The sequence below is a fragment of the Nocardiopsis prasina DSM 43845 genome, assembly GCF_000341265.1.
GTDB classification, from domain to species: domain Bacteria; phylum Actinomycetota; class Actinomycetes; order Streptosporangiales; family Streptosporangiaceae; genus Nocardiopsis; species Nocardiopsis prasina.
Genome location: NZ_ANAE01000144.1, coordinates 1 through 12,321, shown reverse-complemented (window position 1 = coordinate 12,321; position 12,321 = coordinate 1). Strand labels below are relative to the sequence as shown.

General features: G+C 70.3%; 9 protein-coding genes and 1 pseudogene. 4 read left to right on the top strand and 6 right to left on the bottom strand.

All coding sequences use genetic code 11. The annotated features are described in order from the left end of the window. The first annotated feature begins 3 nt into the window (after positions 1 to 3). Positions 4 to 285 (top strand): hypothetical protein, encoded by a 282-nt coding sequence (locus D452_RS0116560; protein WP_026129392.1) that lies wholly within the window; start codon positions 4 to 6, stop codon positions 283 to 285. Here D452_RS0116560 and D452_RS0116555 read toward each other — a convergent pair. From D452_RS0116555 to nrdR, 3 genes are all read right to left on the bottom strand, one after another. After that, on the bottom strand, positions 282 to 710 hold the full coding sequence (locus D452_RS0116555) for a CBS domain-containing protein (RefSeq protein ID WP_017545265.1): 429 nt from the start codon (positions 708 to 710) through the stop codon (positions 282 to 284). The two genes, D452_RS0116560 and D452_RS0116555, sit on opposite strands and share 4 nt — an antisense overlap. A 118-nt stretch (positions 711 to 828) precedes the next feature. Beyond that, positions 829 to 3,573: a vitamin B12-dependent ribonucleotide reductase gene (locus D452_RS0116550; protein ID WP_026129391.1), complete on the bottom strand. Its 2,745-nt coding sequence runs from the start codon at positions 3,571 to 3,573 to the stop codon at positions 829 to 831. Positions 3,574 to 3,701: 128 nt separating this feature from the next. Next, positions 3,702 to 4,178 carry a transcriptional regulator NrdR gene (gene nrdR, locus D452_RS0116545; RefSeq protein WP_017545263.1) on the bottom strand — a complete coding sequence of 159 codons (477 nt, stop codon included), beginning with the start codon at positions 4,176 to 4,178 and terminating at the stop codon, positions 3,702 to 3,704. A gap of 665 nt (positions 4,179 to 4,843) precedes the next feature. Here nrdR and lexA point away from each other — a divergent pair. After that, positions 4,844 to 5,518 (top strand): transcriptional repressor LexA, encoded by a 675-nt coding sequence (gene lexA / locus D452_RS0116540; RefSeq protein WP_239646410.1) that lies wholly within the window; start codon positions 4,844 to 4,846, stop codon positions 5,516 to 5,518. Positions 5,519 to 5,567: 49 nt separating this feature from the next. Then, complete coding sequence (locus tag D452_RS0116535) at positions 5,568 to 6,659, top strand: alpha/beta hydrolase family protein (protein ID WP_026129390.1); 1,092 nt, start codon at positions 5,568 to 5,570, stop codon at positions 6,657 to 6,659. Between the two features lie 15 nt (positions 6,660 to 6,674). Here the strand turns inward: D452_RS0116535 and D452_RS0116530 are convergent, their stop codons facing one another. The 3 genes and pseudogenes from D452_RS0116530 to leuS form a co-directional block, all read right to left on the bottom strand. Continuing rightward, entirely contained in the window at positions 6,675 to 7,346 is a 672-nt protein-coding gene (locus tag D452_RS0116530) for a hypothetical protein (RefSeq protein WP_017545260.1), read from the bottom strand. Then, the gene (locus tag D452_RS0116525; RefSeq protein WP_239646409.1) at positions 7,343 to 7,960 is read right to left on the bottom strand and encodes a hypothetical protein; all 618 of its coding nucleotides are present in this window, start codon (positions 7,958 to 7,960) and stop codon (positions 7,343 to 7,345) included. Before D452_RS0116525 ends, D452_RS0116530 begins: the two co-directional genes overlap by 4 nt. Before the next feature lie 82 nt (positions 7,961 to 8,042). Then, positions 8,043 to 10,515: pseudogene (gene leuS, locus D452_RS28430) on the bottom strand (leucine--tRNA ligase). Positions 10,516 to 10,794: 279 nt separating this feature from the next. On the opposite strand from leuS, the gene D452_RS0116515 reads away from it, so the two are divergent. Then, a partial coding sequence (locus D452_RS0116515; protein ID WP_017545258.1) for a long-chain-fatty-acid--CoA ligase occupies positions 10,795 to 12,321 on the top strand: 1,527 nt, incomplete at its 3' end.

Here is a 12,321-nt window from a genome sequence, read left to right as displayed (position 1 = left end):
GCCCTGCCCCCCGCCGGTCTGATCGGCGGCTACTCGGTGGCGCGCGCCACCGGAAACCGACCCCTGGGCGGCGTGGTCCTGGCCGGTTTCGGCGCGGCGGCCTTCGAGACCACCCGCCGAAGCTCCGGTCTGGGCACCGCCGTCGCGCTGACCGGCGTGTACGTGGCCGCCTTCGGCCTGTCGCACCCGCTGGCGAAGAAGGTCGGCTCGTGGCCCGCCGTCCTGGGGGTGACCGCCGCGACCGCCGCCGTCGCCGTGGCCTCCAGCGACCGCTCCGAGGCCTAACGGCGGTGGATGTAGGCCTCCAGCTGGGCCCGGTCGTCCTCCAGACCCCGTAGACGGCTCTTGACGAGGTCGCCGATGCTGACGATCCCGGCCAGGCGTCCCTCGGCTGTCACGGGGACGTGCCGGAACCGGCGCACGGTCATGTGTTCGCTGACCTGCTCGACGGTGTCGTCGGGGGTGCAGGTGAAGACGTCGGAGGTCATGATGTCGGAGACGGGGGCGGACATCAGCTCCGGCCCCCGGCGCTCCAGGTGCCGGACCACGTCGCGCTCGGAGACGATCCCGACGAGGGTGTCGTTCTCGGCGACCACGACGGCGCCGACGTTGTGCCGGGCGAGTTCGGTGACCAGTCGGGCGACGGTCGCCTCGGGGGCGACGCTCACCACCTCCGGGCCCTTCGCCCGCAGGATCGCGGCTATCAGCATGGGAACCACCTTCCACTGGCCGTCGCCGGGTGCCGAAGGGGTACCCGTTCCCCGCACCGCCAACCAAAGGTGTGGACCACCAGCAGGCGGGCTCCCTCCGGAACCCGGCCCCCGGGAGTCAGCTGCACCCGCTGGTGGCGCCACAGCCCTCACAGGCGAAGCAGCTGCCCGCGGGGCGCATCCTGGTCCCGCAGGTGGTGCACAGCGGGGCGTCGGCCATGAACCCCTCGTCGGGGGCCGCCCGTTCGGGGCGCTCCTCCCGCGCAGGCGCCTCGGCGGAGGCCGCGGACTGCGCGTACGACTCCACCTGAACGGCGGCCTGGGCCGGGTCCTCCCCGTGGACCCGGGCCTCCCGCTCCGAGGCGGACAGCACCCCCAAAGCGGCCCGCTCCTCGTGGGGCAGGTGGTCCAGGGCGAGGCGGCGGAAGATGTAGTCCACCACCGACTGCGCCATACGGATGTCCGGGTCGTCCGTCATGCCCGCCGGGTCGAAGCGCATGTTGGTGAACTTCTCCACGTAGGTCTCCAGCGGCACCCCGTACTGGAGTGCGATGGAGACCGCGATGGAGAAGGCGTCCATCACCCCCGCCAGGGTGGAGCCCTGTTTGCCGAGCTTCAGGAACACCTCGCCGAGCCCGCTGTCCGGGTAGGAGCCCGCGGTGATGTACCCCTCGGCGCCGCCCACGGAGAACGACGTGGTCTCGCTCGGCCGCTTCTTGGGCAGTCGCCGCCGCACCGGCTTCGACGCGTCCTCGGCTTCCGCGGCGGAGGCCGACAACGGCTGGCCCACCTTGCAGTTGTCCCGGTAGACGGCCAGGGCCTTGAGCCCGAGGCGCCAGCCCTCGTAGTAGATCTCCTCGAAGTCGGCGACCGTGGCTCCCTCCGGCACGTTCACCGTCTTGGAGATCGCCCCCGAGAGGAACGGCTGGGTGGCGGCCATCATGCGCACGTGCCCCATGGGCTCGATGTACCGGCGCCCCATGGCGCAGTCGAACACCTCGTAGTGCTCCCGTCGGAGACCGGGAGCGTCCACCACGTGCCCGTGTTCGGCCACGTGGTCGACGATCGGCTCGATCTGCTCGCCCTGGTAGCCCAGGTTCCGCAGCGCCCGGGGGATCGCCTGGTTCACGATCCGCATGGACCCGCCGCCGACCAGCTTCTTGTACTTGACCAGCGAGAAGTCCGGCTCGATCCCGGTCGTGTCGCAGTCCATCATGAACCCGATCGTCCCGGTGGGGGCGAGAAGGCTCGCCTGGGCGTTGCGCCAGCCGTTGCGTTCGCCGACCTCCAGGCACCGCTCCCACTCCCTGGTGGCGGCCGCGTGGACGGGCTCCTCCAGTGCGCCGACGGTGCGCAGGCCGTCGTTGGCCGCCGCGTGCTTGCGCATGACGCGCTCGTGGGCGCTCTGGTTGCGCCCGTATCCGTCGTAGGGGCCGACCACACCGGCCAGTTCGGCGCTTCGGCGGTAGGCGGCAGCGGTCATCAAAGAGGTGACGGCGGCGGCCACGGCCCGTCCGCCCTCGGAGTCGTAGGCGTGGCCGGTGGCCATCAGCAGCGCGCCCAGGTTCGCGTACCCGATCCCCAACTGCCGGTAGGCGCGGGTGGTCTCACCGATCCTCTCCGTGGGGAAGTCCGCGAAGGTGATGGAGATGTCCATCGCGGTGATCACGAGTTCGGTGAGCCGGATGAACCCCTCGACGTCGAACGTGTCGTCCTCGCGCAGGAACTTCAGCAGGTTGATCGAGGCCAGGTTGCAGGACGAGTCGTCCAGACTGAGGTACTCGCTGCAGGGATTGCTCGCGCTGATGCGGCCGGTCTCGGGGTTGGTGTGCCAGTCCTGGATGGTGCCGTCGTACTGGATGCCCGGGTCGGCGCACTCCCACGCGGCGGCGGCCATGCTGTGGAAGAGCTCCTTGGCGTCGACGGTGGCGATGACCCCGCCCGTGGTGCGGGAGGTCAGACCGAACTCGGAGCCGGTCTCCACCGAGCGCATGAACGCGTCGGACACGCGGACGGAGTTGTTGGCGTTCTGGTACTGGACGCTGAACATGTCGTCGCCGCCCAGATCGACGTCGAAGCCCGCGTCGCGCAGCGCGCGGATCTTGTGCTCCTCGCGCGCCTTGGTCCCGACGAACTCCTCGATGTCGGGGTGGTCCACGTCGAGCACCACCATCTTGGCCGCGCGACGGGTGGCGCCGCCGGACTTGATGGTCCCGGCGGAGGCGTCCGCGCCGCGCATGAAGGAGACCGGGCCCGAGGCGGAGCCCCCGGAGGACAGCAGCTCCCGACTGGAGCGGATGCGCGACAGGTTCACCCCCGCGCCGGAGCCGCCCTTGAAGATCAGCCCCTCCTCCTTGTACCACTCCAGGATCGACTCCATCGTGTCCTCCACGGAGAGGATGAAGCACGCGGAGACCTGGGCCTTCGAGGTGGTGCCGACGTTGAACCAGACCGGGGAGTTGAAACTGAAGAGCTGGTGGGCCAGGGCGTACTTGAGTTCGTGGTCGAAGACCTCGGCGTCCTGGTCGGAGGCGAAGTAGCCGTGCTCGCGGCCGGTACTCGTGTAGACGCCGACGACGCGGTCGATGAGCTGTCTGAGGCTCGACTCGCGTTCCGGGGTGCCCACGGCCCCCCGGAAGTACTTGCTCGCCACGATCTGGGTGGCGTTCACCGACCAGGTGACGGGGAACTCGACGCCGTGCTGCTCGAAGTTGACGGTGCCGTCGCGCCAGTTGGTCATGACGACGTCGCGGAGTTCCCATTCGAGGGTGTCGTACGGATGGACGCCCTCGGTGGTGTTGACTCGGCCGATCGTCAGGCCCTTGCCCCCGCGCCTGGTCGTGCCGTTCGTCCTTCGCGTCATGGCGACCCCTCCCCGAAGGTCATGCGCGGACCCGGCGGTGACCGCGCGGACGTTCATGTGTGTTCGGGGTGGTGCGGAAGGCACGGTCTCTGCCCGGCTCTCCGCCCACCATGCGGCGGCCTCCGGGGTTACCCGGTGGTGTCGACCGCGGGTTCTCCCTCGCGGTCCTCCCGCAGGCTCGCGATCTCGGCCTCGAAGTCGGCGAGGCTCTCGAACCCACGGTAGACGCTCGCGAAGTGCAGGTAGGCGACCTCGTCCAGGTCACGCATGGGGCCCAGGATGGCCAGGCCGATCTCGTGGGCGGGCACCTCGGCCACGCCCCGGCCGCGGATCTCCTCCTCGACCTGCTGGCCGAGTTTGGCGAGGGCGTCCTCGGAGACGGGACGGCCCTGGCAGGCGCGGCGTACCCCGGCGATGATCTTGGTGCGGCTGAAGGGTTCGGTGACCCCGGACCGCTTGGCCACCATCAGCAGGACGGTCTCCTGGGTGGTGAAGCGCCGCTCGCAGACGGGGCAGGTCCTGCGGCGCCGGATGGCCGCGCCGTCGTCGGTGGACCTGCTGTCGATCACCCTGGTGTCCGGATGACGGCAGAACGGACAGTGCATCCCGGTTCACCTGGCTTTCCTGTACCCGACCAACAACCCTGGAGGTCTACTTAACCACAACTTATTGACCACAGCCCCCATGTCAACACCAGATGTTGTGGTCGAACCTAGGCGTTGGGGCGGACACCCGCAACCCTGACGACGGCGTGTCCCCAAACCCGGAACAGGGGCGGCCGAGGAACGGGGTTCGAGGAGGTGGAAACGGGGATGTGCGGCTCCGGGAGACGAATCCAAGGATAAGGGGGCGCGGGCGCGCGGCTCGACGCCCGCCACGCCTCGGCGCCGACCGAATTCCCCCCTCTCCTGTCAGCACGGAGTGGCGGCGGGGCACGGCGAGACGAACCCCATACCGGAGCGCGCATTCCACGGACAACGGCCACGGCGAGCGTGTACACACATAAGTCCGGGCCATCGGAAATCGGGACGCGAAAACACAATGCGAAATCCGTGCGCGCCCTCGTCCACACGTTCTCGAACGCTTGTTTGATATCACCGTGTGCAACGACTAAAGTTGACCTTGATTTCACACCGGCTTCGCCGTCCGGTCCGCGTGGCCGATCCGGCCACACACAGGCCCTGACCGAACCGAACACCGAGGAGGCCCGGCCGTGCCGGAGGAGAACCCCGGAGCCGTCGGCTCCGGACCCACCACCGTTCTTTCGCCCGTGGGCGACCCGGGCCCGCCCGGGTCCGACACCCCCAAGCTCACCGCACGTCAGCAGAGTGTCCTCAACTGCATCCAGCGGTACGTCCGGGAACGGGGTTACCCGCCGTCCATCCGGGAGATCGGCGACACGGTCGGCCTGTCCAGCCCCTCCAGCGTGGCGCACCAGCTCAAGGTGCTCCAGCGCAAGGGTTACCTGCACCGGGACCAGAACCGGCCGCGCGCCGTGGAGCTGCGCACCCCGGGCCGTGAGGCCTCCCAGACCCTCACCCAGGAGGAGCTCACCGCCGACTCCACCAGGGCGGCCTCGGTGCCGCTGGTCGGCCGGATCGCGGCCGGTGGCCCGATCCTGGCCGAGGAGGCCGTGGAGGACGTCCTGGCGCTGCCGCGTCAGCTGGTCGGCGAGGGCCGCCTGTTCATGCTCACCGTGGTCGGCGACTCCATGATCGACGCCGCGATCACCGACGGCGACCTGGTGGTGGTCCGTCAGCAGCAGACCGCCGAGAACGGTGACATCGTCGCGGCGATGCTGGACGACGAGGCCACCGTCAAGGTGCTGCGGCGGGAGCCGGACGGGCACGTGTGGCTGATGCCGCGCAACGACGCCTACGAGCCCATCCAGGGTGACGAGGCCACCATCCTCGGCAAGGTCGTCACGGTCATGCGCCGGGTCTGAGCCCAGGTCCCGGAGCCGGGGGTGGTGGGCGTGCCGATACGCTGAGGGCGTGTCGACACCTGCCTCCGCCCCCGTGTCCCCTTCCCCGAGCCGACCCCGTGCCGCCCTGGCCGCGGCCCTGGTCGCCGGGGCCCTGCTGGTCTCCGCGTGTACGCCCAGCGACGGTGACGGCCCCGAGCTACCGGGTGCCGCCGGGCAGGAGCGCGAGGTCTCCTTCGAGGGTGGCGGTTTCACCGTGCCCGGCACCTTCACCGCTCCCTCCGGCGCCGGCGAGGGCTCCGTCCCGGGGGTGCTCATCGTCTCCGGCAGCGGCCCCACCGACCGGGACGGCAACGGCGCCGCGCGACCGGACGCCAACACCAACCTGAACCTCGCCCGGGTGCTGAGCGGTGCGGGCGCCGCTTCGCTGCGCTACGACAAGTTCGGCAGCGCCGATCCGGCCGACATGAGCGAGGCCGAGGAGGAGGCTCTCGACCAGCCGGTCGACCCCCTCGTCTTCGACCGGCAGATGGCCGCCGCCTACACGGAGCTGGTCTCCCAGCCCGAGGTGGACCCCGAGCGCACGGTCATCCTCGGCCACAGTGAGGGCGCCCTGTTCGCGCTGCGCGCCCACGAACTCCTCGACGCCGAACCCGCACTGGTGCTGGCCGCTCCGCCGGGCACCCGCATGCTGGATCTCATCGACCGCCAGGTGTCCGAGCAGATCCGCACCGCCGAGGCCCAGGGCGGTGTCGGCGAGGTGACCGCCGCGCGCATGCTCTCGGACCTGCGGGCGGGCCGGGCCGCCGTGCGCGCGGGCGGGGAGCTGCCCGAGAGCGACACCACGGGGCTGTTCGACGAGAACAGTGCGGACTACCTGACCTGGATCGACTCCTTCGACCCCGTGGAGCTGGCCGAGGGCCTGCCCGGGGACACCCCGGTACTGGTCCTGTGGGGCGACCAGGACGCCCAGGTGAACGAGGAGGAGGTCGACCGGCTCATGACCGGTCTGGACGGCGCCGAGCGGGTGGACCTGTCCGGGGTGGACCACATCCTGCGCGAGTACGACGACACCCCGGGGGCCGCCGCCCTCGACGCGGACCGTGCCTTCTCCCCCGACGTCACCCCGGCGCTGGAGCGGTTCCTCGACGGTCTCTGGTAGCCGACCCGGGAGCCGCTAGTCGTCCGCGGGCGCGGGCAGCTCGTCGACGACGGCGCGGGCGAGGATCTCGGCCTCCTCGGCGGCGGCCACACCGTCCATGGAACCGATCGCGTCGTAGTCTGTGGCGGCCGTGTAGCAGGACTCCACGTACAGGTTGGAGACCCGCACACCCACGCAGCCCACCTCGAAGGCACCCTCCTCGACCCAGGTGAGGGCCTCGTCCCCCAGGCCCTCCACGGGCTGGGCGTCGCTCTCACCGGCGGTGGAGCGCAGGGTTTCGGCGGCGGTCTCCGGGCCTGCCTCGACCGGGGCGGCGACCAGGACGAGGGTGGCGGCGGACGGCACGGAGGCCCCCGCTCCCTCGGGAGTGGCCCAGCGACACTGCCACCCGGCCCCGAAGGGGTCCTGGGCGCTGCCGACGGTCTCCTCGATCTCCCTCTCGTAGCCGGGCACCAGCTCCTCCAGGGCCTCGGTCTCACCGGTCCCGCACTCGGGCGCGGCCTCGAACTCGCCCAGTTCCACGTCGTCCCGCAGCAGGAACCAGACGAGCCACGCGGCGAGCGCCAGCACGGCCACGACCAGGACGACGAGGAGGGTGACGGCCAGTCCCCGGCTCTGCGGCGGGGTGGTTCCGGGGTCCTCCGGCTGCCCGAAGGCGGGTGGGGGCCCGGGGTGGGGGGTGCTCACAGGGCCTCTCCCAGCTGTTCTGCGAAGGCCACGACGGTCTCCTGGGCGCGGTCGTAGGACACGGGGTCGTCCTCGTCCATGGCGCTGTAGGAGACGCGGACCAGCAGGTTGTCGCTGTGGAAGGCGAGTTCGGCGGTGCCGGGGACCTGGCCGCGCCAGACCTCGGCCTCGGCGCCGGTTCCCAGGGCCACGGAACGACCGCGAGCCGGGGCCATGGCGGTCTGGGCCCGGGCTGCGGACTCGTCACCGGTCACGGCCGGTTCGGCGGAGGCGTCGGTGAAGCGCGCGGACAGATCGACCCGCAGGACCCCCTGCTCCTCGGCGTCGAGTCCGGCGGTGGTCCACACGCAGGAGGTGCTCTCACCGCCCGCGAGCGGGCCGCCGTCGTCCGATTCCAGGACGGCACCGGGCAGCGCCTCGGCTATGGCCTCCTCCGGGACCACGCCGCACGGTGGCGCCGTGGTGTGGGCGTCACCGCCCCGGGGTTGGTCCGGGTCTTTCCCCGTGAGCCAGAGACCGCCTCCGACAGCGGCGGCGGAGACCGCCACCGTGCCCGTCACCACGATCGCCGCCCGCACCCAGGGTCTGGGTCCGGAACCTGTCGCAGAGCCCACCCGGCCACCGCCTCCCCATCAGTTCTCACGCCCAAGGTAGAGGGCGGTGGCCGCCACCGCGACCACCGCCCCGTGCGACGGATCAACCGACGACGATGTTCACCAGCTTGGGTGCGCGGACGATCACCTTGCGCACGGTCTTGTCACCGATGAAGCTCTGGGCCTTCTCCGAGGCCAGGGCCAGGCGCTCCAGCTCAGCGGCGTCGATGTCGGGGGACACCGAGAGCTTGTCGCGAACCTTGCTCTGCACCTGCACCACGCAGGTGACCGACTCCTGGACCAGCAGTTCCGGGTCGGCCTCGGGCCAGTTGCCGACGGCCACCGAGCCGCTGCGGCCCAGCTTCTCCCAGCCCTCCTCCGCGATGTAGGGCGCGAACAGGGACAGGGCGACGGCCACGAACTCGGCAGCCTCGCGGACGGCCGGGTCGGCGGCGCCGGGCCCGGAGTCGATCGCCTTGCGGGCGGCCGAGACCAGTTCCATGCAGCGGGCGATGGCGACGTTGAAGCGCTTGTCCTCGACCAGGGCCGTGATCTGGTCGATGGAGCGGTGCGTGAAGCGGCGCAGGTCGGTGTCGCCGGTGGAGGGGTCCGTTCCGGGAGCGCTGCCCGCACCGGCCTCACTCATCACCCGGTAGGCGCGGTTGAGGAACTTCTGCGCGGCGACCACGGACACGTCCGCCCAGTCCACGTCCTCCTCAGGCGGGGAGGCGAAGAGCATGGTCAGTCGGACCGCGTCCACACCGTAGGCGTCGATCTCCCTGCCCAGGTCCACGCCGTTGCCCAGCGACTTGGACATCGCCCGGCCCTCGTTGATGACCTGGCCCTGGTTGGTCAGACGGCGGAAGGGCTCGGTGAAGCCGACCATGCCCATGTCGTAGAGGACCTTGGTGAAGAAGCGCGCGTACATCAGGTGCAGCGTCGCGTGCTCCTTGCCGCCGATGTAGTGGTCGACGGGACCCCACTTGTTCACCTCCTCGGTGTCGAAGGGGGCCGTGTCCAGGTGCGAGGAGACGTAGCGCAGGAAGTACCAGGACGAGTCCACGAAGGTGTCCATGGTGTCGGTGTCGCGCTCGGCCGGACCGCCGCAGGACGGGCAGTCCACGTGCAGCCACTCCTTGGCGGCGGCCAGCGGGGAGATGCCCTTGGGGGCCAGCTCGGCGCCCTGGAGGTCGGGCAGGGTCACCGGCAGCTGCTCGTCGGGAACGGCCACCTCGCCGCAGGAGGGGCAGTGGACGATCGGGATCGGGGTGCCCCAGTAGCGCTGGCGGGACAGCAGCCAGTCGCGCAGGCGGAAGTTGACCGTGGCGTCGCCGGTGCCCCGCTCACGCAGGATGCCGATGATGCGCTCGATGGCGTCGGTCTTGGTCAGGCCGTCGAGGGGGCCGGAGTCGCGCAGGACGCCCTCGCCCGCGGTGGCGACGCCGGTCTCGGCGGGGTCGGCCTCACCGGTCTCGACCACGACCCGCACGGGCAGGTCGAAGGCGAGGGCGAAGTCGAGGTCGCGCTGGTCGTGGGCGGGCACCGCCATGACGGCGCCGTGGCCGTATCCGGCCAGAACGTAGTCGGCGGCCCAGACGGGCATGCGCTCGCCGTTGACCGGGTTGATCGCGTAACGGCCCAGGAACACTCCGGTCTTGGGGCGCTCGGTGGTCTGGCGTTCGATGTCGGAGAGCTTGGCGACCTCGGAACGGTAGTCCTCGAAGGCCTCGCGCTGCTCGGGCGCGCACAGCTCAGCGGCCAGGTCGGCGTCGGCGGCCACCACGAAGAAGGTGGCGCCGTAGAGGGTGTCGGGCCGGGTCGTGTAGACGGTGACCGGCTCGTCGCGGCCCTCGATCTCGAAGCGCACGTCGGCGCCGGTGGAGCGGCCGATCCAGTTGCGCTGCATAGCCAGGATCTCGTCCGGCCAGCGGCCGCCGTCCAGCTGGTCCATGTCGTCCAGCAGGCGCTGGGCGTAGTCGGTGATCTTGAAGTACCACTGGTTGAGGGCGCGGCGCTCGACGTCGGCGCCGCAGCGCTCACATTTGCCCTGCACGACCTGCTCGTTGGCGAGCACCGTCTGGTCCTGGGGGCACCAGTTGACCAGGCCGTCCTTGCGGTAGNNGAACCAGCCACTGGTTCCACTTGTAGTACTCGGGGTCACTGGTGTGCAGGCGGTGCGACCAGTCCAGGGCCAGGCCGTAGCGGCGCATCGAGGAGGCCTGGGTCTCGATGTTGGCGTACGTCCACTTGTAGGGGTGGTCGTTGTTCTTGATGGCCGCGTTCTCGGCGGGCAGGCCGAAGGAGTCCCAGCCGACCGGGTGCAGGACGTTGTCGCCGCGCTGGAAGCGGTAGCGGCCGATCACGTCACCGATGGCGTAGGCCTCCGCGTGGCCCATGTGCAGGTCACCGGAGGGGTAGGAGAACATGTCGACGATGTACGAGCGGGGGCGGGTGTCCCCCGGGTCCGTGTCGGCCTCGAACGGAAGCTCGGCGGCCCAGCGCGCCTGCCACTTGTCCTGGAGGGCGCGGGCGTCGTAGGTGTCGCCCGTCGTCTGGTCGCCGTCTACCGCTGTCATCGCTGAGTGTTCCTTAGCCGGTTCTGGGTGTGTTGCCTTCAGGTTAGCGGCTGCGGTACACGGCCGAAGACCGGTTTCCCGCCGTCCGGGCCGGGACCCCGAACAGGGCTGGCCTCACGGAGGGTGACCAGCGCACCGGTGATTTTCCGGACCCTGCGCCCCTCCACACCGACCGCCCGGTTTGTTACTCTGCCGTCAAAGTGGCGCAGAACACGCGATCCAGGTCACACCTGGCCTTCGTTTCACCTGTCCGGATTCACATGTCTGCGGGAGGCCCCCATGTTCAACCTGTCCGTGCTCCTTGAGGACGGCGCCCGTTCCGCGCCCGAGAAGGAGTGCCTGGTCTTCGGCGACACCCGGCTCAACTACGCGATCACCGACATGATCGCCAACCAGGTGGCCAACCTCCTGGTCTCCAGGGGGGTGCGCCCGGGCGACCGGGTGGCGCTGGCCAGCCCCAACCTGCCGTACTTCCCGTTCGTGTACTTCGGCGCGCTCAAGGCGGGGGCCGTGGTCGTCCCGCTGAACGTCCTGCTCACCCCGCGCGAGCTCGCCTACCACCTGGAGGACTCGGGCGCCAAGGCGCTCTTCGCCTTCACCGGAACCCCCGACCTCCCGCTGGGGCAGCGTTCCTTCGAGGCGTTCGGCCAGGTGGACGGCTGCGAGACCTTCGTGGACATGCCGGCCACCGCAGGAGCCACCGAGTCCACCATCGAGGGCGCCGAGACGATCTGGGCGGCCCTGGCCGGACAACCCGGCACCTTCGAAACCGTGCAGTCCGGGGCCGACGACACGGCCGTCATCATCTACACCAGCGGCACCACCGGCAAGCCCAAGGGCGCCGAGCTGAGCCACAACAACCTGATGATGAACGCGGTGGTCGCCTCCAACCTGGTCAACGCGCACCCCGACGGCCGCGACGTGTCCCTGACCGTCCTCCCCCTGTTCCACATCTTCGGGCAGACGGTGATGCTCAACGCGTCGCTGTACCGCCACGGCACCATGGTCCTCATGCCCCGCTTCGACGGGAACCAGGCGCTGGAGCTCATGCAGAAGGAGGGCGTCACCGGGTTCGCCGGCGTGCCCACCATGTACTGGGGTCTGCTCAACGCCGCCCAGCAGGCGGAGCCGGGGAAGTACGACCTGGAGGCCATCGCCCGCAACGTGGTCGACGCCGTCTCCGGTGGTTCGGCCCTGCCCGGCCAGCTCGCCGAGGACTTCACCAAGCTCTTCGGGGTGGGGATCAAGGAGGGCTACGGCCTGTCCGAGACCTCCCCGGTGGCCACCTTCAACAACCCCGCCACCGGCGCCAAGACGGGTTCCATCGGCCGCCCGGTGTGGGGTGTGGAGATGAAGCTGATCGACCCCGAGTGGAACGAGGTCGTCGGGGAGGGCGACAAGGAGCCGGTCGGCGAGATCGCGGTCCGCGGGCACCTGGTCATGAAGGGGTACCACGACCGCCCCGAGGTGAACGCCGAGGTCATCAGGGACGGCTGGTTCCGCACGGGCGACATCGCCCGCCGTGACGACGACGGTTTCTACTTCATCATCGACCGCTCCAAGGACATGATCATCCGTGGCGGCTTCAACGTGTACCCGCGTGAGGTCGAGGAGGTCCTGATGACCCACGCGGCGATCAGCCTCGCGGCGGTGGTGGGCGTCCCGCACGAGACCCACGGCGAGGAGATCAAGGCGTTCGTGATCCTCAAGGAGGGCACGGAGGTCTCCGCCGAGGAACTGACCGCGTTCGCCCGCGAGAGGCTGGCCGCGTACAAGTACCCGCGCCGGATCGAGTTCCGCTCGGAG